The sequence below is a fragment of the Agromyces sp. PvR057 genome, from assembly GCF_040547485.1.
Taxonomy (GTDB): Bacteria; Actinomycetota; Actinomycetes; order Actinomycetales; family Microbacteriaceae; genus Agromyces.
The window spans coordinates 239853-266713 of sequence record NZ_JBEPPT010000004.1; the positions used below are offsets into that span (position 1 = coordinate 239853).

General features: G+C 69.8%; 22 protein-coding genes. 4 read left to right on the forward strand and 18 right to left on the reverse strand.

Annotated elements, in window-relative coordinates; all coding sequences use genetic code 11:
* Window positions 1-103: 103 nt before the first annotated feature.
* From ABIC29_RS15770 to ABIC29_RS15785, 4 genes are read right to left on the reverse strand one after another with little or no spacing between them, the layout of a single operon-like run.
* On the reverse strand, window positions 104-1096 hold the full coding sequence (locus ABIC29_RS15770; protein ID WP_354246931.1) for a Gfo/Idh/MocA family protein: 993 nt from the start codon (window positions 1094-1096) through the stop codon (window positions 104-106).
* Window positions 1086-1979, reverse strand: a complete 894-nt coding sequence (locus ABIC29_RS15775) for a sugar phosphate isomerase/epimerase family protein (protein WP_354246934.1) — start codon at window positions 1977-1979, stop codon at window positions 1086-1088. Before ABIC29_RS15775 ends, ABIC29_RS15770 begins: the two co-directional genes overlap by 11 nt.
* Complete coding sequence (locus ABIC29_RS15780; protein ID WP_354246937.1) at window positions 1976-2380, reverse strand: C-glycoside deglycosidase beta subunit domain-containing protein; 405 nt, start codon at window positions 2378-2380, stop codon at window positions 1976-1978. The genes ABIC29_RS15775 and ABIC29_RS15780 overlap by 4 nt, the downstream gene beginning before the upstream one ends.
* Window positions 2367-3965: a GMC oxidoreductase gene (locus tag ABIC29_RS15785; protein ID WP_354246940.1), complete on the reverse strand. Its 1599-nt coding sequence runs from the start codon at window positions 3963-3965 to the stop codon at window positions 2367-2369. The genes ABIC29_RS15780 and ABIC29_RS15785 overlap by 14 nt, the downstream gene beginning before the upstream one ends.
* Before the next feature lie 260 nt (window positions 3966-4225).
* On the opposite strand from ABIC29_RS15785, the gene ABIC29_RS15790 reads away from it, so the two are divergent.
* A complete protein-coding gene (locus ABIC29_RS15790; RefSeq protein WP_354246942.1) occupies window positions 4226-5680 on the forward strand; it encodes an MFS transporter in 1455 nt (484 codons plus the stop codon).
* Window positions 5681-5723: 43 nt separating this feature from the next.
* Window positions 5724-7082 (forward strand): ROK family protein, encoded by a 1359-nt coding sequence (locus tag ABIC29_RS15795; protein WP_354246945.1) that lies wholly within the window; start codon window positions 5724-5726, stop codon window positions 7080-7082.
* 6 nt (window positions 7083-7088) lie between these two features.
* On the opposite strand, the gene ABIC29_RS15800 is transcribed toward ABIC29_RS15795, so the two are convergent.
* From ABIC29_RS15800 to ABIC29_RS15830, 7 genes are all read right to left on the reverse strand, one after another.
* Window positions 7089-8045, reverse strand: coding sequence for a LysR family transcriptional regulator (locus tag ABIC29_RS15800; protein ID WP_354246948.1), 957 nt, complete (start codon window positions 8043-8045; stop codon window positions 7089-7091).
* 186 nt (window positions 8046-8231) lie between these two features.
* The gene (locus tag ABIC29_RS15805; RefSeq protein WP_116085354.1) at window positions 8232-9464 is read right to left on the reverse strand and encodes an MFS transporter; all 1233 of its coding nucleotides are present in this window, start codon (window positions 9462-9464) and stop codon (window positions 8232-8234) included.
* Between the two features lie 51 nt (window positions 9465-9515).
* Complete coding sequence (locus tag ABIC29_RS15810) at window positions 9516-10547, reverse strand: fumarylacetoacetate hydrolase family protein (protein WP_116085356.1); 1032 nt, start codon at window positions 10545-10547, stop codon at window positions 9516-9518.
* Entirely contained in the window at window positions 10544-11572 is a 1029-nt protein-coding gene (locus ABIC29_RS15815) for an amidohydrolase family protein (protein WP_116085359.1), read from the reverse strand. Before ABIC29_RS15815 ends, ABIC29_RS15810 begins: the two co-directional genes overlap by 4 nt.
* On the reverse strand, window positions 11569-12702 hold the full coding sequence (locus tag ABIC29_RS15820; RefSeq protein WP_116085538.1) for an FAD-dependent monooxygenase: 1134 nt from the start codon (window positions 12700-12702) through the stop codon (window positions 11569-11571). The genes ABIC29_RS15815 and ABIC29_RS15820 overlap by 4 nt, the downstream gene beginning before the upstream one ends.
* Before the next feature lie 62 nt (window positions 12703-12764).
* A complete protein-coding gene (locus ABIC29_RS15825; RefSeq protein ID WP_354246952.1) occupies window positions 12765-13796 on the reverse strand; it encodes a cyclase family protein in 1032 nt (343 codons plus the stop codon).
* Window positions 13793-14785: a fumarylacetoacetate hydrolase family protein gene (locus tag ABIC29_RS15830; protein ID WP_354246954.1), complete on the reverse strand. Its 993-nt coding sequence runs from the start codon at window positions 14783-14785 to the stop codon at window positions 13793-13795. Before ABIC29_RS15830 ends, ABIC29_RS15825 begins: the two co-directional genes overlap by 4 nt.
* Window positions 14786-15050: 265 nt before the next feature.
* On the opposite strand from ABIC29_RS15830, the gene ABIC29_RS15835 reads away from it, so the two are divergent.
* Window positions 15051-16085, forward strand: a complete 1035-nt coding sequence (locus tag ABIC29_RS15835; RefSeq protein WP_116085366.1) for a VOC family protein — start codon at window positions 15051-15053, stop codon at window positions 16083-16085.
* 80 nt (window positions 16086-16165) lie between these two features.
* On the opposite strand, the gene ABIC29_RS15840 is transcribed toward ABIC29_RS15835, so the two are convergent.
* From ABIC29_RS15840 to ABIC29_RS15850, 3 genes are all read right to left on the reverse strand, one after another.
* Window positions 16166-16975 carry an SDR family NAD(P)-dependent oxidoreductase gene (locus ABIC29_RS15840; RefSeq protein ID WP_116085368.1) on the reverse strand — a complete coding sequence of 270 codons (810 nt, stop codon included), beginning with the start codon at window positions 16973-16975 and terminating at the stop codon, window positions 16166-16168.
* Window positions 16972-18186, reverse strand: coding sequence for a cytochrome P450 (locus ABIC29_RS15845; RefSeq protein ID WP_354246958.1), 1215 nt, complete (start codon window positions 18184-18186; stop codon window positions 16972-16974). Before ABIC29_RS15845 ends, ABIC29_RS15840 begins: the two co-directional genes overlap by 4 nt.
* 71 nt (window positions 18187-18257) lie before the next feature.
* Window positions 18258-19229, reverse strand: a complete 972-nt coding sequence (locus ABIC29_RS15850; RefSeq protein WP_354246961.1) for a PDR/VanB family oxidoreductase — start codon at window positions 19227-19229, stop codon at window positions 18258-18260.
* 120 nt (window positions 19230-19349) lie between these two features.
* On the opposite strand from ABIC29_RS15850, the gene ABIC29_RS15855 reads away from it, so the two are divergent.
* Window positions 19350-20243, forward strand: coding sequence for an IclR family transcriptional regulator (locus ABIC29_RS15855; RefSeq protein WP_116085376.1), 894 nt, complete (start codon window positions 19350-19352; stop codon window positions 20241-20243).
* Here the strand turns inward: ABIC29_RS15855 and ABIC29_RS15860 are convergent.
* From ABIC29_RS15860 to ABIC29_RS15875, 4 genes are read right to left on the reverse strand one after another with little or no spacing between them, the layout of a single operon-like run.
* Complete coding sequence (locus ABIC29_RS15860) at window positions 20155-22431, reverse strand: glycoside hydrolase family 3 C-terminal domain-containing protein (protein WP_354246964.1); 2277 nt, start codon at window positions 22429-22431, stop codon at window positions 20155-20157. The two genes, ABIC29_RS15855 and ABIC29_RS15860, sit on opposite strands and share 89 nt — an antisense overlap.
* On the reverse strand, window positions 22428-25079 hold the full coding sequence (locus ABIC29_RS15865; RefSeq protein WP_354246967.1) for a family 78 glycoside hydrolase catalytic domain: 2652 nt from the start codon (window positions 25077-25079) through the stop codon (window positions 22428-22430). Before ABIC29_RS15865 ends, ABIC29_RS15860 begins: the two co-directional genes overlap by 4 nt.
* On the reverse strand, window positions 25076-25942 hold the full coding sequence (locus ABIC29_RS15870) for a carbohydrate ABC transporter permease (RefSeq protein WP_116085385.1): 867 nt from the start codon (window positions 25940-25942) through the stop codon (window positions 25076-25078). The genes ABIC29_RS15865 and ABIC29_RS15870 overlap by 4 nt, the downstream gene beginning before the upstream one ends.
* A 3-nt stretch (window positions 25943-25945) precedes the next feature.
* Window positions 25946-26830 (reverse strand): carbohydrate ABC transporter permease, encoded by an 885-nt coding sequence (locus tag ABIC29_RS15875; protein WP_116085388.1) that lies wholly within the window; start codon window positions 26828-26830, stop codon window positions 25946-25948.
* Between the last annotated feature and the right edge of the window lie 31 nt (window positions 26831-26861).

The following is a 26861-nucleotide window of genomic DNA, read 5'->3' on the forward strand; positions in this document are numbered from 1 at the left end:
GAACTCTCGTTCGACCGCGACCCACCCTTCGGAGGCGGCTGACCGGAGGACGGCTTCGGTCACGCGAACCATCCGCAGGCCGTCATGGAACGATGGCATCCGTTCAGGAGCAGCGCCCCCGGTTGCCGCATACACGTCTCGGACGAAGGCGTTGAACGCATCCTGGTAGCCCATGGGATGACCCCCCCGGGACGATCGAGAGCTCCCCTGCTGCGCGCGACATCGCCGATGCCCCTCTGGACACGGTCGTGACGGCCCCTCGGCGGCCGATGCGAAGCGAATCGGGCTGCTCCTGCGCGAACCCGATCGAGCTGGAGGTTCCGGCGATCTCGATCCGCAGGTCGTTGTCGTGGCCGGCGGCGGTCTGCGAGACCAGCAGCGTGCCGACGGCGCCACCGCTGAACTTGACGGTCACCGCGGCGACATCCTCGGTGGCGACCGCCGCACCGCCGCGCACCGGATGCACGATCGAGGTCGTCGCGCACAGTGTCTCGACCCGTTCGCCCGTCACGAACTCCAGGAGGTCGACGAGATGCGATCCGATATCGGCGAATGCGCGCGACCTGCCGCCGTCGGCATTGCCGACCCGCCAGTTCTCGTCACTCGGGTCGAGGAGCCAATCCTGCAGGTAGACGCCCTGCACCGTGATCAGGCGTCCGAGCTCGCCGACGGCGACGCGCGCCCGAAGGTCCTGGATCATCGGGTGGTACCGATAGACGAACGGGACGGCGGCGATCAGGCCGGATGCCGCGGCCAGCGCGGCGATCGCCGCTGCATCAGCGGATTCCGTGGCCAGCGGCTTCTCGCAGACGACGTGCTTTCCGGCCCGAAGCGCCCGCGCAGCCAGATCGGCATGCGTCACGTTGGGTGTGCACACATGGATGACGTCGATCTCCGGGTCGGTGAGGAGGTCGTCGACGGAATCCGAAGCGCGCGCGAAGCCGAGGTCTTCCGCGGCTCGGCGAGATCGAGCGGGCGTCGAGGATGCGACGGCGACGAGTTCCGCCCCGGCGGCACGGGCAGCACGGCTGTGCACCGTCGCCATGAAGCCGCCGCCGATGATGCCGACGCGTGGTGCGACTGAGTCACGCGGCACGGAGCTCTCCCTCGATCCGGCGGAGCAACGCATGCTGGCGGCGCACCTGCTCGATGCTCCGGTACGGCAGACGGTCTCCCTCGAACTCGCTCGAGAGATAGCCGGACCACTGGTGCTCGAGCAGCGTCGCGAGGATCTCACGCCACGGGATCTGATGGTCCACGAGGTCATCGCCGATCTCGAAGAACTTCGTCTGGATGAACGCGGTGTACGGCAGCACGTCGACGAGGTCGGCCATGGGCACGGCGAGCGGCTTGCGCCATCCCTCCTCCTGCGCTTCATCGCTCAGACCGTCGTGCTGCACGTTCGTGATGGCGCGCTGGAATACGCCGGTGTCGATCATCAGGCGGAAATGATCGCTCCCGGTGCGCTGGATGAACTCGAGGTACTCCGCGACGACCGGGTGTTTGATCGGCGTGGGAGCGTGGATCTCCGGACAGATCACGATGTCCAGCTCCGAGGCGAGGTCGAGGTTGCGCTCGATCACGCCTTGCCAGATCGGGTGCGGTGTCAGGTCCATCGAGACCACGCCGATCTTCGGCCGGAGCGTGGTGAATCCGAGCGTCGAGGCGAGGCGAAGATCACCCGCCAGCATCTTGGCGCCCTCGTCGACCGTGAGATCGCGGTCGCGCCACATGCGCGAGTCGATCCACGAACCGTAGTTCGTCGGCTCGAGCCCGTACGTGTCGAGCAGCCGTCGCCACTCGTCGACCCAGGCAGTGGTCGGCGCCGGGTAGCCGGGGATGTTGCCCTCGCCGAGGATCTCGATGCCCGTCGCGCCGAGGTCCGCGATCTCGGCCATCGCGTCCTCGAGCGTGAGGACCGTGTTCATGTCGCCCGTGTAGCTGTACAGGGAGACGCCGTACTTCAGGGTGGCGCTCATGGGAGGATCGTGACCTTCCGCTCGGAGTGGAACAGGGACGGCTGGAATTCCGCCGGGATGTACGGCGCGTGGATCGCGATGTCGACCGCGAGATCGTGGACGCCGACGGCGAGCCCGCCGTGGTGCGGGACCGTGATGGTGGCGAGCTCATCGAGCTGCCACCGCACCTCCGTTGCCGTCAGCCGCAACTGTTGGATGCTGAATTCGCGGCCCTGCAGGGTCCATCGCGGAAGCTCGCGGTCGAACCCGACGCCGTCGACGACGACGTCGACGCCATCGATGAGGCTGCCCCACACGCCGCGGTAGTTCGGCATGCGGAGCCGGAACTGGAATCCGGTCACCTGACCGTCGACGACGACGTTCCGAACGCCGTGGTTCTGGATAAGTTCACGCTCGAGCATCGGTGGTCCTCGCTTCCGTGCGGTCGTGTCGGATGTTCCGCAGCCCGAGGGCTGCGGCGAGATCTCGAGCGCCGCCGACCGCGAGGGCGACGCCCGTGAGGGTGGGGTTGCAGGCGGTGGGCGTCGGGATGACGCCGTTCCCCGCCACGTACAGTCCGCGCACACCCCAGACCTCGGAGTTCGGACCGCACACGGAGGTGCCGTCATCGGTCGCCCCCATGCGAACGGTGCCCTGGTAGTGCAGAGAAGCACCGGATGGGAAGGCGAAGGGCGCATCGCCCAGCGGCTCCCCCACCGCGTTCGCGGCTGCCGTGATCGAGACACGTGCTCGATCGAGCGTCTCTCGATCGCGATCGGTCAGGGTGTAGTGGATCCGCATCGCCGGCATTCCGTAGTCGTCGACGTCGGACTCCGAGAATTCCACCCGGTCGCTCGCCTGGATGTCCTTGGCGCAGAACCAGCCGAGTCCGACGATCGAACCGGGCACAGCCTCGCCGTCCATCGGTACGGGCGACGCATCGAGCTGCATGACCTGCCCATGGAACGGCTCCGCGTCGGTGAACGGCACCCAGCTCACGCCGCTCTGGGCGGTGATCGCGGTGCCGCGCACGGTGGCGACCGGAGCTTCGTCGGCGTCGCGGAGCTGGGCCGCGTAGACGATCTGCGGCTGGTCGTTCAGGTATCGGCCGAGCGCGTCCAGACGGATCCCCGACGCGTGCAGCACCTGCGGCGTGCGAAGGCTGTCGGCGGCCACGACGACGAAACGCGCACCGACCGAATGGTGTTCGCCGGTGCGCAGATCGCGTACCTCGACGCCGGCCGCACCGTCGTCGTCGATGACCACGCGGGTGACCAGCGACTGGTCGAACAGCGTGAAGTTGGGATTGGACCGGGTCTCATCGCCGAACACGACGTCGGATCCCGACCAGTGCAGCGTTCCGTCCTCAGCCGTTCGCACCGCGAGGGGCATCGGCTGAACCCGGCGTTCCGGGTGACGGTCGGCATCGAGCGCTGCTCCGAGGTTGGTGCGCACCCGGTCGGCGAGCGGAGCGTCCGCGAGCAGGGCGGAGCTGACGCCGAGCAGTCGCTCGCCCTCGTCGAGAAGTTCGTCGAGGTCGTCGAGGAACGCGATGCGCTCGCCCTCCCCCGGCCGCGGGCAGGCACCCGTCCAGTGCGCAGCCATGCCGCCGACGTTGCTGGACATCGCCGCTGCCGGCAGTCCGTCTTCACCGGGCTGTCGCCAGCCATCGCGCAGCAGGAACGTCCCGGGTCGCACGAGCCGCTCAGCATCGTTCGCGTAGTCGTTCATCGTGTCGGTCGAGCCGGCGTCGACCTGCGGCCGAGGCCCTTCGGAACGGCGCTGCGATTCGGCGCGTTCGGCGAGATCGACGATGTTCTTCACGTGGCTGCCCGGGGGCGAACTCACGGTCGGGCCCACCTCGAACATCGCAACCCGGGCGTGCGGCGCACGCTCGGTCAGGGTGCGAGCGTAGGCCGCCCCGGCCGGACCGCTGCCGACGATCACCACGTCGACCTCGGTCCTTCGGCTGAGAGCGGGGTCGGCCCCGCGTTGGGTTGCAGACATCGAACCTCCAGGTACAAGAGAGGCGGTCGCTCGCGGCGACCGCATCAGTATCTTATGTGCGGGACGCGCAAAAGCAAATACGCCACCTCGACATCGCCCTTCCACCCAACTGGTTCAGGCCACACCTGACAGGTACTGCCAAGTCGCGCCTTGGGACGAGTGCGCCAGTCGTCCCGACTTGTCACGAGGACTTGACTTCTGCGCTCTACGCACGCAAGATCGCTCCCAACCATTCCCTTCGACGTGGAGAATCCTCAACGATGAGTAACCAGACCCCGCCCTTGGCGCAGACTGCCGCCGTTCGCTCCATCACCCCGCTCGACGCGAGCGCGCTCGGATCTCCCGATGACCCTCGCGCGGTCCGCCCCCGGGAGAAGGCGGCGTTCGCCCTCGGTGATATCGCGTCGAACCTGACGTGGACGACCATCTCGAGTTATCTGCTCTTCTTCTACACGGATGTCGCCCTGATCAGCGCCGGCATCGCCGGCACCGTCATGCTCGTCGCCCGGCTCCTCGATGCGTTCTTCGACCCGATGGTCGGCGTCATCCTCGACCGTACGAACACGCGCTGGGGCCGGGCGCGCCCTTACCTGCTCTTCGGCGCCCCCGTACTCGCCGGACTGACCATCTTCACCTTCGTCACACCTGCCGGAGGCGACGACGTGTGGACGATCGGATTCGCCACGGTCACCTTCATCCTCGTCGGATTGGCCTACTCGGCGGTGAACGTGCCGTACGGCGCCCTCATGGCCATGACGACCCGTGACTCCGGTGCCCGGATGAAGCTGGCCGGCTGGCGTTCCTTCGGCGTCGGGATCGGGATCATCATCGTCTCGACGGCCTTCCAGCCCGTGGTCACCGCGATCGGCGGCTCACCCACCTCCTCGTTCGGATTCGGGGTGGCGGCAGCGATCTTCGCCCTCGTCGGGCTCGTGCTGTTCTGGCTCGTGTTCGCCTGGGTGAAGGAACGGGTCCCGCTCACGCCGGCCAAGCTCGAGCGGGGAAGCCTTCGGGCGTCCCTGAAGGCCCTCGCCAAGAACGGTCCGTGGATGGCCGTGTTCGCCTTCTCCATCCTCGCCTTCGCCCGACTCGGCGTGATCACGGGCGGCACCGTCTACTACGCGCTCTATGTGCTGAACAACCCGGCCGCCATCTCGATCGTGCTGCTCGCCTTCTCCCTGTCGGCGGTCATCGGTTCCCTTCTGACCGCCCCGATCCTGCGCGTGCTCGGCCAGCGCCGTGGCATCATCCTCGGCCTCGTCGCCTCGATCGTGCTGACGGCGGCGCTCCCGTTCCTCCAGGACAACCTCTTCGCCTTCATTGCGGTGTTCTTCCTGGCCAACCTCGCCGGCGGCTTCGGGTTTGTCGCCGCTCCCGCGCTCACCGCGGACACGGTCGAATGGCAGGAGTATCGCAGCGGGCGTCGCGACGAGGGGCTGCTCTTCTCGGGCTACAGCATGAGCACGAAGATCGGTGCCGCCCTCGGTTCGGCGATGCTCGCATGGGGCCTCGCGGCCATCGCGTACAACCCGGCGGAGCTCACCCCGGCAACCTCCGAGGGCATCATGTGGCTGTACATCCTGCTCCCCGTCGCCATCGCGGGACTGCAGATCGTCGCGATCGCCTCGTACCGCTTGGAGAAGCGACTGCCCGAGGTTCAGGCTGCGATGGTCGAGCGCCGCGCGATGGCCGACCCCGGTACCGCCGGATCATGAGATCATGGCCGTCCACCGGATGCCGAGCTGGGAAGGGAACCCGATGACCTCGACTGCAACACCGGAAGAGGCGTCGATCTCCGTGCCCGAGCGGCAGTCGGTGGGCGGCCGTCCCATGCTGGACCGGCCATCCGCCGACGGCTTCGTCGCCGCCGCGCTGGACAGCGCGGCGCTGGCGGCCGTGGTCGATCTCATCCGCACAGGTGCGGCAGAGACCCGACCGGAACTGATCGCACGGAGCGGTCTCGGGCGGAAGGTCGTCGCCCAGCGCGTCGAGCAGGCCATCGAACTCGGGCTCGTCGAAGAGGGCGCACTGGCCCCATCCGGGGGCGGCCGCCAGGCGCGCATGCTGCGCTTCCGCGCAGACGCCGGCCACGTCCTCGTGACCCTCATCGGCGCGAGCGAGTTCACGGTGGCGGTCTCCGACCTCTCGGGACGACTTCTCGAGGTGGCGCATGAGGATTGGGATCTGGCGGCCGGCCCCGAGGCCACCATGGAGCGAGTGCACCAGAACTTCGAGACGCTCTCGTCACGATTCCGGGGCCGCCCGTGGGCCGTCGGGGTCGGCCTTCCCGGTCCGGTCGACTACGAGTCGGCACGGCTCGTGGCCCCCCCGATCATGCCCGGATGGGACGGCTTCAGCGCCCGCACCTGGCTTCGTGAGCGCTACGACGCGCCGGTCTGGGTCGACAACGACGTCAACTTGATGGCGCTCGGCGAATGGACCAGGAGCCCGGCGCGCGACGGCCGAGACATGCTCTTCATCAAGGTCGGCACTGGCGTCGGCGCCGGAATCGTCGTGCGCGGCAGACTCGTCCGGGGGGAGAACGGCGCGGCCGGCGACATCGGCCACACGCACATCACCGACGACCCGACGAAGGTCTGCCGATGCGGCAAGGTCGGATGCCTCGAGGCCGTGGCCAGCGGTTGGTCGATGCTCGCCGAAGCCCGGCGACGAGTCGGCGAGAGCCCGACGCTGTCCGGCATCCTCGAGCGCACCGGAACGCTCGCACTGGGAGACCTCGGCGCCGCCGCCCGCCGAGACGATTCCCTCTCGAACGAACTCATCGAGTCGAACGCGCGCACCGTCGCCGAAGTCGCCGCCAATCTGGTGAATTTCACGAACCCCGGGACGCTCGTCATCGGTGGCGGAGTCCTCCGCGCCGGCGACCGGATCGTCGATGACATCGACGAGGTCGTCCGCAGCAGGGTGACCGACCTCGTCGCCCGCGGGCTCGTGATCAGGCCCGCATCGCTCGACTACCTCGAAGGGGTCCAGGGTGCCGCCGTCCTCGCGGTCGAGAACCTCTTCGCACCCTCGACGCTCCCCCGGTGGATCGAAGACGGGAACCCGCTCGGCCGGGCGGTGACCCTGCAACGCTACGGCGCCGCGTTCACCTGAACCTCGTCACCGCGAGGCATGCCCGAGGCCATCCTGGTCATCAGCGGCGGCGAGTGCGGCACCGGCTTCCGCGAACAGCCCCCGCATCCACTCGTGCTCGGGGTCGCGCCGGTGCATCGGATGCCACCACAGCGCGTTGTGGATCGCGGTCGCCTCGAACGGGGGCTCGAGCACGCGGAGCCCATGCATCGCGCGCACGTGGTCGGCGAGGCCGGCCTGCACAAGGCCGAGCCGAGGCGTGCCGGCCACGAAGCCGGGAAGGCTGAGGAAGCTCTCGACGACGACCTCGACGCGCGGCTCGATGCCGAGTTGCTGGATCTGCCGGGTGGCCGAGGTGAACGCCGACCGGGACTGGTAGGTGAAGACCCAGGGCAGGGCGGCGAGGTCGTCCATGCTCAGCGTCTCGCCGACGGCCGGGTTGTCTTCGGCCGCGACGATGACCCAGCCGTCGGTCCAGAGGTCGGTGTAGGGCAGCCCGTCCAGGAACCCGTGCGGCATCAGCATGCCGTCGGCGCTGCGGAGCCGGGTCACCGCGTCGTCGACGATCTGCGGGTTGTGCAGCAGGAAGCGGAAGCGCACCCCGGGCGCCCGCTCCGCGGCGAGCACGGAGACCCGCCGACCGATCGTCGCGAACGCGTAGTCGGACCCGTAGACCGCGAACTCGCGCGTCGACTCGCCCGGATCCCATTCGGCCTGCGATTCGAAGACGCGGCGGGCGGCGTCGAGCGCCGAGCCGGTCTGCTCCGCGAGGCGGGACGCGAGCGGGGTGAGCTCGTAGGAGTTGCCCTGCCGGGCGAGGATCGGGTCGTTGAAGTGGGCGCGGAGTCGCGAGAGCGAGGCGCTCAGCGCCGGCTGGCTGAGCCGAAGCCGCTCGGCGGCGCGCGTGACGCTGCGCTCGGTGAGGAGCGCGTCGAGCGACACCAGGAGGTTCAGGTCGAGGCGCGAGAGGGAGCGATCGGACACGGCATCGTGCTTTCGGATCGGCGGAACGGCGGAACGACGAATCAGGATCCGAGCATATCAATCGCTGCGATGCGCGGTCGGGTGCGAATCGAAGTCATGGATGAGAAGGAACGCCGGCACCCGGCATCCGCACCTGAGCGATGCGGATGCCGGGTGGACGGCGTGCGTCGGCCGCCGGCCCGGGCGTCAGGCCGCGGCCCGGTCCCCCGTCGCAGCGGGGCGCCGCAGCAGCACCCCGAGCACGATCGCGACGATCGCCGCGACGACGCCGACCACGCCGACCGCGACGGACAGGCCGCCGACCGCGGCGGCGAGCCCGCCCATGAGGATCGGCGTGAGGAACTGCCCGAGGTAGAACGCCGTCTGCCACCAGCCGGTCGAACGACCGCGCTGCTCGAACGCGATCTTCGACAGCGCCCAGGTGAGCAGGGTCGGCAGCAGCAGGCCCGAGCCGGCCGACGCGATGATCGCGCCGACGATGACGGCCGGGAGGCCGCCGCCCAGCCAGATCACGAGCATGCCGATCGCCTGCAGTCCGAACGCGATCGGCAGCTGCACCCGCGGCGCGAGCTTCGCGATGCGGGCGAACGTGAACGCACCGGCCGCAGTGGCCAGCGAGGCGAGCGCCGCGGCGAGGCCGATGACGCCCGTGTCGGTCGCCGCCACGCCCGTGCCGACGACGAGGTAGCTCGTCTCGATGATGAGCACGTAGAACGTGAAGCCGCCGAACAGGGTCACGACGAGCGGCGCCGCGAGCAGCTTCCACGGCACGCGCACCTTCTCACCGGTCGAGACGTGCGCATCGGTGCGGTCGTCGCGGCTCGGCTCCCACAGCAGGAAGATCATCGGCACGGCGATGAGGATGCTGATCGCGTAGACCCAGAACGGCGTGTGCCATCCGGCGACGCCGAGGGCGCCGCCGACGGCGATGAACACCGTGGCCGCCAGCGTGGTGACGACGGTCTGCAGGCCGAGGTACCTGGTGCGCCGCTTCTCCTCGTGGAAGTAGTCGACGATCAGGGTCGTGCAGACGGTCATGATCGCCGCCTCGCAGACGCCGACGAGCACGCGGCTGAAGAGGATCAGCTGCAGGTCCTCGAGCCATGCCGGGGCGGTGCCGACGAGCGCATAGGCGAACATCGTGACGATCAGGAGGTTCTTGCGCCCGAGCCGGTCGACGATCTGGCCGGCGAACGGCGCGAAGATCGCGATGATGAGCGCCGGGATCGCAACGATCATCGGCACGAGAACTTCGGAGCCCGGCTGGTCGCCGAACACCTCGGAGAGCTGCGGCAGGATCGGCGTGATGAGCACCGATCCGAGCACGGGCATGCAACTGCCCGCGAGCAGGAGCACCGCTTGCCAGAAGCCGGCGGTGCGGGTGGCGACGGGCTGCGTCGCCGGGCGGGTATTCGTCATTGAATCTCCTCGATCGGGGTGGGGGTGGGGTGGTGCGTTCGTGGGCCCGGCTCAGCCTGTGGTGGCCGGCGCGGGGAATGACGTCACGACCGGCGTGTCCGGCCTGGTGCGCGGGCGCGTGCGCGCCGGTCCGATGTGCGGCGCAGGACGCGGCGGCCCGACGAGGTTGCGGATCTCGCCGACACCCTCGACGCGCATGACGACCTCGTCGCCTTCGACCAGTGGTGCGGGTGAGAGCGACCCGGTGCGGCCCCACAGCTCGCCGAGGCATCCGCCGTTTCCCGCGGTTCCCGAACCGAGCACGTCGCCGGGTGCGACGCGGGAGTTGCGCGAGGCGTACGCGACGAGTTCCGCGAACGGCCAGCCCATGTTCGAGAGCAGGTCGTGGCCGATCCGCACGCCGTTGACGAGCACCTCCATGCCGATGGGCAGGAACCCCTCGTCGTCGTGGCGGTCGGCGAACTCGTCGGCGGTCACGATCCACGGGCCGAGCGTGGTGGCGAAGTCCTTGCCCTTGCACGGGCCGAGCCGCACCTTCATCTCCCGGCCCTGGATGTCGCGGGCCGACCAGTCGTTGAAGACCGTGTAGCCGAAGATGTGCGCACCGGCCTCGTCGGGGTCGAGGTTCGTGCCGTCGCTTCCGGGGACCGCGCCGATGACGGCGGCGACCTCGAGCTCGAAGTCGAGCCGCTCGGTCTGCGGCGGCCGCACCGTGTCACCGGTGGCGATGAGCGAGTGCGGATTCGTGAAGTAGAAGGTCGGGAACTCGTACCATTCGGCGTCGACCCCCTGCCCGCCCGAGACGGAGCGCACGACGCCCTCGACATGCTCCTCGAACGCGACGAAGTCGCGCACGCTCGGCGGCACGACCGGCGGGAGCAGCCGCACCGCCGCGAGCGGGAGGCGCCTCGCCGGTTCGGACTCGGCGGCGCCGGCCGCGGCATCCGCGATCCAGGGAACCTCGGCCAGGCCCATGCGCAGGACGTCGGCGACGGTGAGCCGGTCGGGGAACCGCACGACCTGGTCGCCGACGACGAACCCCTCGCCGATGGTGCCGTCATGCTCCCAGCGCGCGATCCTCATCGGGTCGCCGCCCGATCCAGGGCTGGAATGAGCGACCGGATGCTGCCCGACAGGATCGCCTGCTCGGCCTGCGCGTCGAGTCCGGCGGCCCGCACGAGGGCGACCGGGTCGTCGACGCCCATGTCGAACGGGAAGTCGCTGCCGAGCACGACCCGGTCGGCACCGGCGGCGTCGACGAGGATGCGGAGGCCCGTCGCATCGTGCACGAGCGAGTCGAACCACAGCCGCCGCAGGTAGCTCGACGGCGGCTCGCTGCATCCGTGCGCCTCGGGCCGGACGCGCCACGCGTGGTCGCTGCGACCGAGGTACCCGGGCAGGTAGCCGCCGCCGTGCGCGGCGACGATCCGCAGGCGCGGATGCCGGTCGAGCACGCCCGAGAAGATGAGGTGCGAGAGCGCGACCGCGTTCTCGGTGGGCTGGCCGACGGTGTTGGCGAGGTAGAAGCGGTCGAGCCGCTCGTCGAGCGTGCAGCCGAACGGGTGCAGGAAGACGACGGCGTCGAGCTCCTCCGCCCGCGACCAGAACGGCTCCAGCCGCTCGTCGGACAGTTCGACGTCGCCGGCGCTCGAGGAGATCTCGACGCCGACGAGTCCGAGCTCGAGCACCGCATATTCGAGTGCGCCGACGAGGAGCGACGGATGCTGCAACGGCACGAGGCCGAGCCCGAGGAGGCGGTCGGGGGCCGAGGCCACGAGCTCGGCGGTCGCGAGCGAGGCCGCCCGCGCGACCCGGTCGGCGAGCTCGGCCTCAGCCCACGGGTAGTAGTGGGAGGGCGACGGCGAGACGAGTTGGATGTCGATGCCCGTGGCGTCCATCGCCTCGAGGCGGGTCTCGAGATCGGTCAGCTTCGCGAACCGCTCGCGGATCATCGCACCGGATGCCGCCTGCGACTCGGGTCCGTTGCGTCGCGCCTCGAGGGCTGCGGCGGCCGCGAAGCCCTCCGGATCGGCGGCCTGCACGATGCCCTGCAGCGCCGGCAGCAGGACGTGCGCGTGCACGTCGACGACGGGGTCGTTCGCGCTCATGCCGGCTCGCTCACGAGGGAGCCGACACGGTACATGAGCCCGGGCACGTCGGCGTCGCGATCGTGGTCGAGCATCCACTGCCCCACCTGCACGGATGCCTCGACGACAGCCTGCGCGCGCGGCAGGCGCCGGGCGTGGAACTCCTCCCACAGGGTGTCGTCGACGGCGTCGCGACCGAGCAGCAGCTCCGAGAGGACGAGGGCGTCCTCCGCCGCCTGCGCGGCGCCCTGGGCGATCGTGGGCGGGCAGCTGTGGGCCGCGTCGCCGATGATGACCACCCGGCCGCGGTTCCAGGCGTCCGGCACGAGGTGCGCGGTGAACCACGTGTAGTTCACCCGCGCCGACGCCGTGAGGGAGGAGCGGATCTCGTCCCAGGGTCCGCCGTACCCCTGCGACAGGTCGCGCATGAGGTCGATGCGTCCGTTCTCATCGAGGTCGCCGTGGTCCTGCGCGGCCTCGACGAGATAGGCGTACATCGTGTCCTCGCCGGTCGGGCAGTATCCGGCGATGAACGCCGGGCCGCCGTAGTAGAGGTCGGTGTGCGTGACCGATTCGGGTCGCGGCACGAAGGCGCGCCAGATGCCCATGCCGGTGCGGTTCGGCTGGGTGTCGATGCCGAGCATCGACCGGATGCTGGAGTGCAGGCCGTCGGCGCCGATCAGCAGGTCGTAGCGGCCCGTGCTGCCGTCGGAGCGCGCGACGTCGACGCCGTCGTCGTCCTGTTCGAAGGAGGTGACGGTCACCCCGAGGTGGATACCGGCACCGACCTCGCGCGCACGGTCGGTGAGGATGCGGGCCAGGTCGGGCCGGTACATGCCCGCCGTGGCCGGGAACGCGTCGCCGCCGGTGCGCTGGTCGGGGATCTGCGCGAGCACCGGGGCCTCGGGTCCGGGTGCGCGGATGCCGAGGACGTCGAAGGAGTAGGACTCCTCCTGCACGGCCGGCCAGATGCCGAGGCGGTCGAAGACGCGCAGGGCGTTGCCCTGCAGGGTGATGCCGGAGCCGAGCGCACCGGGGTCGGGCTTCTGCTCGAACACGTCGACGTGCACGCCGCCCTCCGCCAGGAGGATCGCGGCGGCGATGCCGGCGACACCTCCCCCGGCGATGGCGACTCGAGAGACTGCGGTCATCATTGACTCCTTGTGGTTCTGCGGTGGTGCGTGGTCGTGCTGCGGGCGGTCGGGTCGTGCGGCTACTTGAGGGCGATGGGGTTCACGGGTGAGCCGACGGCGCCGGTGATCGGCAGCGGCGGGGCGGTGAGGAGGAACTCGTACCGGCCGTCGGCGGCGCAGTCCGCGGCGAGCGCGTCGAGATCCCACATCTCCCCCACGGTCAGCCCGATGTTCGGGATGACGACCTGGTGCAGCGGCTGGAAGGCCTCGTCGAACTCATTGGGCCGCACCTCGAAGCCCCACGTGTCGGTCGCGACGGCGGCCACCTCGGTGCGGTGGATCCAGCCGGCGGTCGTGAACGAGAGCCCGGCGCTCGGGCCTCCGGCGTAGCCGTTCCAGCCCTCCCGCTTGGCGCGGGCGTAGCGGCCGGTGCGCACGAGCAGGAGGTCGCCGCGGCCGACACGCGACGTCGGCCCCTGCGCGGCGATGCACGCCTCGAGGTCGTCGACGGTGATCGCGTAGCCGTCGGGCAGTTCGCTGCTGCCCGGCTCGCCGAGCCGAGGTCCGAGGAACCGGCCCACGTCGAGCAGCACGCCTCGCCCGACGATGGCGGATGCCGCGTGCTCGATGCCCGTGACGAGGTCGCCCTCGCTCGTGACGACGCGGCCGGCCGGGCGGCCGTTCCAGGCGACGCCGCGATCGAAGATGTGGCCGAGGCCGTCCCATTGCGTCGAGCACTGCAGCGGCATCGCGATCACGTCGTCGGCGCCGCCGAGGCCGTGCGGGAAGCCCTGGCCGACGAACTCGGCGTCGGTGCCCGTGTCGAGCATCGTGTGAACCGGGTTCGTGCGCCGGCGCCATCCCTGCTGCGGGCCGTTCATGTCGAAGGGCTGCGAGAGCGAGAAGGATGCCCCGCGCTGCACGAGAGAGGCGGCCCGGGCCCTGGCATCGTCGTCGATGAAGTTGAGGGTGCCGAGGCGATCGTCATCGCCCCACCGTCCCCAGTTTCGGTATGCCTCGGCGGCCGCGGCGATGTGCGTCAGCGGGTCGCTGCGGTCGAGCTCGGCCGGATCCTCGGTGAGGGCGCGCGGGTTCCCGACGGTCGCACTCATGCCGGCACCCGCGCGGCCGCGGAGCGCACGACCTGCGTTCCGAGGCCCTCGATCGTGCCGATCATGACGTCGCCGTCGCGCAGCATCCGGCCATGGACGAGCCCGTTGCCGGCGGGGCTGCCGGTCAGGAGCAGGTCGCCCGGCAGCAGCGGCATCGTCTCGGATGCCGCGGCGATGAGCGCGGGGATGTCGAACAGCAGGTCCTCGGTCGTGGCATCCTGCATCGTCTCGCCGTTGACGGTGAGCGTCAGGCGCAGGTTGCCGGGATCGGCGATCTGCCGCGCCGGCACGAGGAACGGGCCCGTCGGCAGGAAGCCCGGGGCGTTCTTGGCGCGGTACCAGTCGGTGCCGATGTCCTTCATGTCCTGTCGGAACACGAGGTCGCGCGTCGTGATGTCGTTCACGATCGTGTAGCCGGCGACGTGGGCGAGCGCATCTTCACGGCTCACCCGGAACGCGGGCGCGCCGATGACGACGGCGAGCTCCAGTTCCCAGTCGTGCTGGTCGCTGTAGGCGGGCAGTTCGAGGATCTCGCCGGCTCCGACCACGCACGCGGGCAGGCCGATGAAGAAGTACGGGATGCCCTCACGCGCGCGGCGGTCCATGAGGTCGGCCGCCCACTCGCGCAGCTCCTCGATCGGGCGCGGGTCCTGCTTCGCACGGCCGGCGACGACGAGGTCGATGACGTGCGTGCGGTAGTTCGCACCGGTCTGCAAGACCTGCCGGGGCTCGACGGGGGCGAGCAGGGTGACGGACTCGAGCGGCTGCCACGCGGCACCGGCGGGCTCGTCACCTGCCGCGGCGAGCGCGGCGATGCGATCCCAGGCCGCTTCGCCCTCGGCGAGGAAGTCGTTGAGCGACTCGGCACCGAGCTCCTCGGCGGAGAGGGGGCGGATGCGGTCGCCGACGACGAGTCCGGGCACTGGGCCGGTGTCGGAGGCGAAGCGCGCGAGTGCGAAGGGGACGGTCGGGCTTGACGACGTCGTCACGTGTGGATCTCCGTTCGCCGGATGCCTCGATGCATCCGGTGTGCTTGATTCAAGAGCGTCGGCGTACATCAGGAAAGCGGAGATCGGTGATACCGCGCATCATCACTCCTGATACCCGCGCTCCCGCTCCCGCCAGCCAGCGCCCATCACTGCCATCTATGCGGGGTATCCAAGGATTCACCTTCCCGAATACCCGCCCGCCGCTCAGGGTGGTCCTGTGGCGCCACGTGCGCACAGCCCAACCGGAACGACCGAAGGATCAACGATGATCAAACTCCTCTCCCACCTCGCGCACGTCGAGATCGCGGCACCCGACCCCGCGGCATCCGTCGCCTTCTACGAGCGCCTCGTCGGCATTCGCGCGATCGCGAGCGAAGGCGGAAAGACGTACCTGCGCTCGTGGGGCGACTACTACGACTACAGCCTCGTGATCTCGCACGGCGCCGAGCCGGCCCTCGTCGAGATGGCCTGGCGCACCACGAGCGACGAGGCGCTCGACGAGGCCGCACGCCGCATCGAGGCCGCCGGCGTCACCGGCGTGTGGCACGACTCGGGCTTCGGCCACGGTCGCTCCTACACCTTCACCGGCCCCTACGGCCACACCATGAAGCTGTTCTGGGACGTCGACAAGTACCAGGGCGAGGGCGAGTTCGCCTCGGTCTTCCCCGACCGCCCCGAGCGACGCTCGCGTCACGCGGTCGGACCGCGCTCGCTCGACCACGTCACCGTCGCCGCCCGCGACGTGCGCGGGTTCGCCGAGTGGTACCGCGACGTGCTCGGCTTCCGCATCATGGCCTACACCGTGCTCGACGAGGCCCCGGTCACCGTCTTCGGCGTCATCACGACGAACGAGAAGTCGCACGACCTCGGCGTCGTGCTCGACTCGTCGCAGCGCGCCGGCCGCGTGAACCACTACGCCTACTGGGTCGACACCCGCGAAGACCTCCTCCAGGCCGCCGACGTGCTCATGGAGAACGGCGTCGCCATGGAGTACGGCCCCTCGATCCACGGCATCGGCGAGCAGAACTTCCTCTACTTCCGCGACCCGAGCGGCATGCGCGTCGAGGTCAACACGGGCGGCTACCGCAACTACGTGCCCGACTGGGAGCCCAACGACTGGAAGCCCTCGCAGGGCTCGAACAACCTCTACCGCAACGGCGCCATGCCGATGTCGATGACCGAGTCGTTCCCGCCGGATGCCGCGCCGTCGGCCACCGAGGAGGGCCTGCACCCCGACACGGCCGAGGCGATCATCGCCGACGCTCTGGCGAACCCGTACGCGAAGCAGGGTCGCGGCTGATCGTTCCCAGCGGTGTCGAGGCCGCTCGCCCCGGGTGACCGGGACGGGCGGCCTCGTTCATGCTCCGAGACGGAGCGAGGTCATTCGATCGGGGCCGCGTCGAGCGCCCGCGCGAGCGAGAGTCCGCCGCCGTGCCCGGTCAACCCGCCGTCGACGGCGATCTCGGCGGACGTCACGAACGACGCAGCAGGCGAGATCACCATCGCGACGACCTCGGCCACCTCGGCCGCACTCCCGGCACGGCCCAAGGGCGTCGAAGCGAAGCTCCCCGCCCGGAAGGCGTCCGAAGCCGAGGCGGTCATCGGGGTGTCGATGTACCCCGGACTGACCAGGTTCACGCGGATGCCCCTCGCGGCGAGCTCCATCGCCGCCGATTTCGTGATGCCTCGAATGGCCCATTTGCTGGCCCCATAGGCGATGCCGTAGTGGGCCGTGAAGCCCGCGGCGGAACCGATGTTCACGATCGATCCGCCCTCCTCCATCAGCGGCGAGATCGCCTGGATCCCGAGGGCCGGCCCGATCGCGTTCACCGCGAACGCGGCTTCGAAGTCGTTGCGCGTGACATCCGCCAGTCGGCCTCGACGTGTGATCCCCGCCGCGTTCACGAGACCGTGCACCGTGCGACCGGCCACGCGGAGCCCGTCCGCGAGTTCTCCCCACGCCTGCGGATCGGACACATCGACCTCGAGGCCCTCGATGCCGGGCGGCGGTTCGCCGCCGCCCTCCCATCGCAGGTCGGCCGCGATCACGCGCGCCCCGCGGGCAGCGAGCAGGGCGGCGCACGCCGCACCGATTCCCGACGCCGCACCCGTGACCACGTACGTACGGCCCGCGTGCTCCGTTGCGCCGTGCCCGGCCGGCTCGGCGGCGGCGTCACGGTCGAGGCTCACGCGAGCTCCACCCGCATCGGCATGCGCTTCCACGCACGGAGCGTGTTGTTCAGGTGGCGCTCCGGAGTTCCGATGAGCTGGATCGATTCGACCCGTCGCGCGAGCGCCGTGATGAGGGACACCGCTTCGAGCCGCGCGACGTGCTGGCCGACGCACTGGTGGATGCCCATGCCGAACCCGACGTGGCCGGAGGGGTCGCGGGACAGGTCGAAGCGCTCGGGATCGGTCCACCGTCTCGGGTCGGAGTTGGCCGAGCCGAGGAACATCAGGATCTTGTTGCGGGCGGGGATGTGCGCGCCGCCGAGTTCGATGTCCCGCGTGGTGGTCCGGAAGAACGTCTGCACCGGCGCCTCGAGCCTGATCGCCTCATCGAAGGCCACGCGCGCGAGCGACGGGTCGGCGCGGAGCTCGGCCCAGGCATCCGGATGCGTCGCGACGGCGTGGAGGACGGCACCGATCGCGTGCACCGTGGTGTCGACACCGGCGGACAGCAGCGACCGGACCACGAGCGGGGCCTGGTCGGCGGTCAGGTCGCCGCGGTCGGCGGCGGCCCAGATCGCGGCTCCGAATCCACCGGGGCTGATGCGATCGCGTGCGCACTGCTCGTTGACCCAGGCCGAGTGCTCGCCGATGTGCGGCGCTCCGTGCTGCACGAGGAAGTTCTCGGGCCCGAAGCTGTTGAACAGGTGGTCGCCGTAGGGCAGGAGATGCTCCCGGCCGTCGGCCGGAATCCCGACGGCATCGGGGAACACGCGGAGCGGGAAGGCTTCCGCAAGCGACTCGACCGCATCGAACTCGATGCCCTGCGCGAGCACCTCATCGATGAGGTCATCGGCGTCGGCCTCCCAGCGGGGTGCCAACTCCCGCAGGGCGCGCGGACCGAGGACGCGCTCGAGGACCGACCGCGGCGCATCGTGATGCGGAGGGTCGGCTTCGAGCAGCAGGCTCGGCGGCCGCCAGGGCGTCTCCTTCCGGAAGTCGGTGATCCCGACGCCGGCCGAGGACTCGAACCCCTGCCAGTCGAGCAGTGCGGCGCGGACGGTTTCGTATCGACCCATCGCGAAGACGCCGTAGCGTTCGAGGAGGACGACCTCGCCCGCTTCGCGGAGGCGTCGCTGGAAGGGAAGCGGGTCGGCGAGGACCTCCTGGCTGAATGGGTCCTCGTTCGAGGTCGGGATCGTCGTGTCGAGGACTGGGGTGCTGGTCGTCATCGGTGCTCTCTTCGTCGAGATGGGTTCGCTGATCGGGACAGGTCTGGCAGGGTGGGTGGCGCGGCCGCGCCTCAGAGGGCGATCACGAGTCGATCGCTCTTCGACCTCGAGACGCACGGGAAGAAACAGGCGCCTTCTGCGCGCTCCGCGTCGTCGAGGATCGCGTCGCGGTGGTCGGGCACCCCGGCCACGATGCTGGTCTCGCACGTGCCGCAGACGCCGCGCGAGCACGAGGTGAGCAGGTCGAAGCCGGCGCTCCGCAGGGCATCGGCGACCGTCACCCCGGGCGCGACGCGAACGCGTCGTCCGGAGCCGGCGACCTCGACATCGAACGGCGTCGTGCGCGCGGGCTCCCCCTGCTCGGCCGCCGCGAACCGCTCGACCCTGGTCCAGCCGGGCCTGCGTTCGACGGCGAGTTCGGAGATCGCGTCGGTCAGGCGGGTCGGGCCGCATGCGTAGAGCTTGGCCTGCGTCGTCGCCGCGGCATCCGTCCCGGTCTCGAACCACGAGCGGATGTCGGTGGGTCCGTGCTCGTCGGAGGTTCGGACCGTGACCCGGTCGCCGTATGGTGCGAGTTCATCGAGGAAGGCCATCCGGGACCGCGTGCGTCCGAGGTAGAGCAGTCGCCAGCTGAAGCCGAGCAGGCTCGCCGCCCGCAGCATCGGAAGCATCGGCGTGATCCCGATGCCACCGGCGACGAAGGCGAAGGACGGGGCGGGGGTCAGTCGGAAGGTGTTGCGCGGGCCGCCGAACCCCACCAGGTCACCCTCACGCAGCTCGTCGTGGACGTAGCGCGAACCGCCGCGCCCATCGGCCTCGCGGAGGATCGCGATGCGATACGCGCCGGCCTCGCGCGGGTCGCCGTGCAGGGAGTACTGGCGCGTGGTGCCGTCGGGCAGCACGAGGTCGAGGTGCGCACCGGGCGTCCAGTCGGGAAGTCGCCCGCCATCGGGGCGTCGCAGTTCCAGGGACACGACCTCGTCGGCCGCCTGGGTCTTCGCGGTCACCACGAGCACGTCGGCTCCGGTCTCGATCAGCGTCATCGCTGCCTCCCTGTCTTCGTCGACGATCGGTAGGGACACGCTAGGTCGCGCACGTCCAGCGTTGCGCCGGATTTCGAATCAATCGAAAACGGCTAGGATCGATGCGCAGAGGAGGTCATCATGGCGCGGGCATCCGCAGGCCGATCGACGCTGAGCCGGCAGCTTCAGCTCCTCGACGCGTTCAGCATCGACGCGCCGTTCCTCACCCTGTCCGAGCTCTCGAGGCGCAGCGGACTGCCGGTCGGCACGACGCACGCCCTGCTCGCCGACCTCGAGGAACAGCGGCTCGTCGAGCGCGGCGCCGATCGCACCTACCGTCTCGGCATCCGTCTCTGGGAGCTGGCCTGTCGAACGCCGGGCGCGCTGGGCTTGCGTGAGATCGCCATGCCGCACCTCCAGGAGGTGCACGGCGTCATCCACCAGCACGTCCAGCTCGGCATCCTGAGCGGCGGCGACGTGCTCTTCCTCGAACGGCTCTCCAGCCGTGACGCCGTCGTGAACGCGACGATCATCGGCGGGCGCCTCCCCCTGCATGCCTCCGCAGCGGGCCTCGTGCTGCTCGCCGACGCCGATGCCGGCACCCGCGACGAGGTGCTCGCCCGCCCCCTGCGCTCGCTCACCGACGCCACCATCACGGATGCCGCGGGGCTGCGCCGTGTCCTCCACCGCGTCCGCGCGCAGGGATTCGCCGTCGCCGACGGGTACATCCATCCGAGCGCCCGCGGCATCGCCGTTCCGATCACCGGAGCCGCCGGTGAGACCGTGGCCTCCGTCGGCGCCGTCGTGCCCAATGACGACGCCCCGTGGGTGCCGCTGGTGGACCAGCTTCGCACGGCCGCCGGGCGGATCTCGGCCGCGCTGCGCTCGGCCGCACTGCCGCAGAGTCATCCCGAGGCGAGCCCCGGCGGCCGCTACCGCACGCTGGTCAACTCGTCGGACGAGTCGATGCAGTACCTGGCCGGTCCTGCGAACCGCCGGCAGCCGCACTCACCCGCTGGAGCAGCTCCTCGCTGAGGGCGTTGCCGGCATCCACCGCGAGCCGGTGGATGGGAAGCCCGCCGACCATGAGCACCGCCGTGGGATTCGTCAGCATGCCGATCGTCGCGCCCGTCGGGTCTGCGGCGCGCAGTTCGTCGAGCAGCAGGGCGCCGGCGACGGGGTGTTCGAGCCATTCGACCAGGGTCGAGTGCCTGGTGAGCGGCAGGGCGACCTCCGTTCCGGCGATCTCGACGAGCACGGTCCGGCGGATGTCGCGTGACGACGCCGCGAAGTCGAACCCGTGCGTCCCCCCGTCGACGACCCATCCGCCGCCCGCCTCATCCCATCGCTCGACGGAACGACGGTCGATGCGTACGGAGACCGATCCGGACGCGCCCGGCTCGAGCTCGATCGCTGCGAATCCGGCGAGGGTTCGCACGGGCCGGCGTACCGGAGACGCCGGCGGAGACACGTACATCTGCACCACGGCACGAGCGGCCCGCGCGCCGGTGTTGCGAACGGTCGTGCTCGCCACCCATCCGGAGCCCTCAGGCTCGACGTCCGCATCGTCGAATTCGAAGGTCGTGTAGGTCAGGCCGTGGCCGAAGGGATACGCGACCGGCGAATCGGCGCTGTCGTGACCGCGGTATCCGACGAACACGCCCTCACCATAGACACTGCGGCCGGCCTCACCAGGGAAGCTCAGGTAGCTCGGCGAATCCGAGAGCGCGAGCGGCACGGTCTCGGCGAGCCGGCCGAAGGGCGCGGCCGCACCGACGAGCACGTCTGCGAGCGCGGTGGAGACACCCTGTCCGGCCAGTCCGGCCAGGAGGATCGCATCGACGTGCGGGCGCCAGGGCTCGAGCGAGACCACGCCGCCCGCGATCACGACGACCACCGTGCTGGGAGCGGCCAGGGCGACCCGGCTGATGAGCCGGACCTGCGCCTCCGGCAGGTCGATCGTGGTGCGGTCGTAGCCCTCCGATTCAGCGGTCTCGGGCAGGCCGACGACGACCACGGCGACGTCGGACGACGCGGCGACGCGGACCGCCTCGGCGAGCAGTTCATCGCTCGTCGTCACCGCATCGGGCAGGTACCCGGGCGCGTGATCCACGACGCCGACGAGCGGTCGGAGCGCCTCGACGATCGAGCCGGCCGCCGGCGCGTTGACGCCGGCGCTTCCAGCGCCCTGGATCCGCGGCTCGTCTGCGAGGGCGCCGATGACGCCGACCCGAGCGGCGTCGCCCAGGGGCAGCGTCTCGTGCTCGTTCCTCACGAGCACGGCTGCCTTCCGCGCCGCCTCGACGGCGAGTGCGGCGGCACGTTCGCGGTCGACCGGGCGAGCGTCGGCTCGGGCCGAGACCCGTTCGCCGAGCGCGATGATCCGTTCGGCGGACCGACGCACGACGGACTCGTCGAGCACGCCCGCTCGCACCGCCTCGACGACCTGTGCATCGGATGCCCCTGAGGTCGACGGCATCTCGAGGTCGAGACCGGCGCCGACGGCACGAACGCGGTCCTCGACCGCACCCCAGTCCGAGACCACGACCCCGTCGAAGCCCCACTCCTCGCGCAGGACGCCGGTGAGCAGGCGTCGGTCTTCGCTCACGTAGGTGCCGTTCACCCGGTTGTAGGACGCCATCACGAGCCAGGGCTTCGCCTCGGTGACGACGGCTTCGAAGGCCGCGAGGTAGAGCTCCCGCAAGGCGCGCTCCGAGACCTCGGCGCTCACGCGCATGCGGTCGGTCTCCTGGTTGTTCGCGACGAAGTGCTTGACGCAGGCGCCGACGCCCGCAGCCTGCACGCCGCGGACGAATGCCGATGCGAGGCGAGCCGTGAGCAGGGGGTCTTCGGAGGAGTACTCGAAGTTGCGGCCGCCGAGCGGCGAGCGCTTGAGGTTCATGCCGGGGCTCAGCAGCACGTCGGCGCCGGCAGCGCGCGCCTCGTCGCCGATCGCACGGGCAACACGCTCGACGAGTTCAGGGTCCCACGTCGAGGCCATCGCCGACGAGGTCGGGAAGCAGGTCGCCGGCACCTTTCCCGACCAGTCAGGCAGGTTCATGGCGACGCCGTTGGAGCCGTCGGTCATCATCACGGCGCGGATGCCGCGCTCCGGAATGGCCTTCGTCGACGCGAAGTCGGCACCCGAGAGCAGGCTCGCCGCCTCTTCGAGCGGGAGCTCGGCCGAGAGCGCCACGGCGCTCGCCCCGGTGTCGGAGCTCATCGTGAACCCTCCTGGATCATCTGCGCGCGCTCCTCGGGATTGTGGATGTTCCATCTTCGCGGTCGAACAGGATCCTCATCGGGCGCCCGATGGGTGAACTCGAACCGGTGGGCGCCGGCCCCCACGGTCTCCACGTGGTCGGTCCCATCCGGCAGGACCACCTCGGCGGTCACCCCGACCGGGATCCGAAGCTCGACGATCATCCGACCGCCATCGCGCGTCCATTCGCACGAGATCGTGCCGAAGGGGCTGTCAAGGCGCACCGAAGCGCGACCGAGCCCTCCGCCGGGCTGCGGCGCGATGCGTACACGCCGATAGCCGGGTTCCAGCTCCTCGAGTCCGCCGACGACGCGGTGGAGGAAGTCCGCCACCGCCCCGAGGGCGTAGTGGTTGAACGACGTCATCTCGCCTGGGTTGATGCTGCCGTCGGGCAGCATGCTGTCCCAGCGCTCCCAGACCGTGGTCGCGCCCATCGTCACGGCGTACAGCCACGACGGCGCCTCGGTGCGGAGGAGCAGGTGGTACGCGTCGTCGAGGTGGCCGGTCGAGGTGAGTGCGTCGCACACGATCGGCGTTCCGACGAAGCCCGTGGCGATCAGGTAGTCGCCTTCCGCGACGAGTTCGGCGAGCCGTTCCCCCGCTGCGCGGTACTGGTCGCCCTCGAGCAGTTCGAACGCGATCGCCACCGAGAGGGCGGTGACGGTATCGCTGACCACTCGCCCGGACGGTGCGACGTAGTTGGTCTGGAACGCCGCCGCGGCCAGATCCGCGATCCGCGCGTACCGCGCCACCGCGGCCGCATCGCCGAGTAGTTCGGCGGCATGCAGCACCAACCGCGCGGTCCGGGCGTGGTAGGCCGTCGCGACCAGTGTGGCGTCGGTCCTGGAGTCGCCGGGCCGCTCGGGCGGTGCCGCGGGGTCGAGCCAGTCACCGAGCTGGAAGCCCTCGTTCCAATGGCCCGTGTCGTGCGTGAGCGCGAAGACCTGATCCACCCACGCGCGCATGCTGTCGAAATGGGAGCGCAGGAGGTCGAGATCACCGGTTCGGCGGTAGAGGGTCCACGGCACGATGACCGCGGCGTCACCCCAGGCCGCGGCGGGGTCCACCGGGAAGCCGCACTCGATCCACGGGTGGAAGTTCAGCACCGACCCCGTCGCACGCTGCTCGGCAGCGAGGTCCCTCAGCCAGTTCTCGAGCACGCCGGTGGCATCGAACAGGTACGACGCGGTCGGCGCGAAGACCTGGATGTCGCCGCTCCAGCCGAGCCGTTCGTCGCGCTGCGGGCAGTCGGTCGGCAGGTCGACGAAGTTGTCGCGCATGCTCCAGACCACGTTCTCGTGGAAGCGGTCGAGCAACGGGTGATCGGCCTCGAACCAGCCGGTGCGACGCATGTCGGAGTGCACGACGAGGGCCTCGATGCCGTCGGTGCCGGCATCGGCCGGCCATCCGATGATCTCGGCGTACCGGAAGCCGTGCAGCGTGAACCTCGGCGTCCAGGTCACGAGCTCATCCGTTGCGAACGTGTACGCGTCCTCGGACGTGGCCGATCGAAGCGGGCGGAGCGCGAGCTCGCCGTCCTCGAGCACCTCCGCGTGCCGAAGGGTCACGGTCTCCCCCGGCGTTCCGGCCACGGTGAATCGCAGCTTTCCCGCGATGTTCTGGCCGAAGTCGAGCAGCAGGCGGCCGTCGTCGCGCCGTTCCGCCGTGACGGGACGGATCGACTCGATCACGCGGACCGGAGGACCGGTCGGTGCTTCCAGGTCAGCGGTGAAGCGGAGCCGCGGAAGGATGTCGGTGGCGTTCCATTCGTCGGCTTCGAACCCGGGCGCCGACCAGCCTGGCTGCTCGAGGCGGGCGTCGTGGCGTTCGCCCTCGTAGAGTCCGGTGGCGACGATGGGTGCAGGCGACTGCGTCCAGTGCAGCGGCACGACGCGGGCGCCGAGGTCGTCCTCGATCTCCAACTGCAGCAGCAGCGAGACATCCGTGCCGTAGTTGTCCCACAGCCCGCCGTTGAACCCGAGCCTGCCGCGATACCAGCCGTCGGCGAGCCATGCGCCGATCGCGTTCCGCCCCTCGGCCAGCGTCTCGGCGATGTCGAGCGTGCGATAGCGGAGGCGATGACGGTAGCTGGACCATCCGGGCGCGAGCACCTCGTCGGATGCCGCGGCGCCGTTCACCTCGAGATCGTAGACGCCGTGCGCGGTCGCGTACACCCGTGCCCGGCGCACGCGGCCGACGACCTCGAACTCCGCACGCAGGAGCGTGGCGGCTCGCGGGCCGTCGTGCGGCGCCTGCAGGGACGGCGAGACCCAGTCGACCACCCAGTCCGCGACCTCGAGGAGTCCGGCTTCGACCCGGACCGGTGCGCTCCAGGCAGTGGGCGCCTCGTCGCCGACGAGATGGGAGCGAACGCGCACCTGTGCCGCCTCACGGGACCGGAGCGGACGTGCGGGCCACGGACGGAAGAGCGTGTCGGCGGACTCCACGAAGACCGTCGTCGACTCGTCCGTGCCGACGAAGCCCACCTCGACCTCGTACGCGCGTTGCGCCCGCTCGCCGCTCACGGCCCAGCTCAGGCGCGGGGCGGCGACGCCGATCCCCAGCGTCGTGGCGGCGTGCTCGAGCCGAAGGCCCTCGATGCCGGTCATCCCTTCACCGAGCCCGCGGTCAGGCCCTTCATCACGCGCTGGTTGAGGAAGAGGTAGATCGCAAGGGTGCCGATGACGTTGACGGCGATGGCGGCGAACGTCGGCCCGTACTGGACCTGCCCGAACTGTCCGGTGAAGTTCAACAGGCCGACCTGGATCGTGCGCAGGTCGTCTCGGGTCGTGAACGTGAGCGCGATGAGCAGGTCGTTCCAGATGAAGAAGAACTGCACGAGCGCGACCGTGAAGATCGCATTGCGCACGAGCGGGAACCCGATGGTCCAGAACATCCGGAAGATGTTGGCCCCGTCGAGCGTCGCAGCCTCGAAGATCTCACGAGGGACGCTGCGGAAGTAGGTGGCCATCATGAACACCGTGAGCGGCAGGCCGATGGCGGTGTACGTGATGATGAGCGGCCAGAGAGAGCCCGTGAGGCCGGCCCGGAAGTAGATCGTGAACAGCGGGAGCAGGATCATCTGCCCCGGGATCATGATGCCCGCGAGGAAGGCGAGCAGCACGGGGCCACGCCCCTTCCACACCATGACCTCGAGGGCGAAGCCGGCGGCGACCCCGAACACGATCGTGAAGAAGAGCGCGGGGACGACCGCGAGCACGCTGTTGCGGATGTAGACGGCGAGGTTGCCGGTCGTCCAGGCCTCGACGTAGTTGTCGAAGTTCGTCCAGTCCTCCGGCAGCGCCCAGGTGGGGTTGTTCAGGAACTCCTCCTGGGTCTTCAGCGAGCCGGTGAGCAACCAGAACAGCGGATAGACCACGACGATGAGGAGCAGCCCGACGACGATCCAGACGGGAACGCGACGAACGACTCGGATGAGGCGGGGCGATCGATCGGTGGAGGTGGCGGTCATGGTTCAGCCCTTGGTCAGATCGCGGCGCGAGGAACGGAAGATGAAGATCGTGACGAGCAGGCAGATGATCGTCAGCAGCAGTGCGATCGAGCTTCCGTACCCGTACTCGCCATAGGTGAAGGACGTCTGGTACATGTACAGCGTCAGTGGCGTGGTGGTGTTGCCCGGTCCTCCGTTGGTGAGGGCGAGCACCGAGTCGAAGACCTTCAATGTCCCGTTGACGCTGAAGATGATCGAGGAGAGCAGCACCGGCAGCGACAGTGGGATCACGATGTGGCGAACGAGGCGCCAGCCCGATGCACCATCGAGGCGAGCGGACTCGAACAGGTCGTCGGGGATGTCGACGAGCCCGGCGTACAGCAGCACGGCGTAGAAGCCCATCGATCGCCAGAGGTCCATGAGGATGAGCACGAGGAACGCCGTGTCGGGCGATGCGAACCAGTCGACCGACTGGATGCCGACGAGATTCAGGAGGTCGTTGACGAGGCCGTTCTGCGGCGCGATCTTGAACAGCTCCTGGAAGAGCAGGGCGACGGCGACCGTCGGCAGCACCACCGGGAAGAATGCGAGGGTGCGGATCAGGCTCGACGCCTTGCGGAGCCAGAACACGTAGATGAGGGCGAGCAGGTAGCCGAAGCCGACCTGCGCGATGGTCAGGACGACCGCGTACTTGAGCGTGAAGACCAGCGCATCTGCGATCTTCGGATCGGTGAACAGCGCCGCGAAGTTGTCGAGGCCGACGAATTCGAACCCGGTGATCGGGTTGCCCTCGAACACCGTGTAGCCCAGCGACCAGAAGATCGGGACGAGCATCACGAGGGTGTAGACGAGCAGGGCGGGGCCCAGCAGGACAAGGATGGCGCGCCAGTCGCCGAGTACGCGGTTCACAAGAGTTGCTTTCGATCGAGACGTGGGCCGA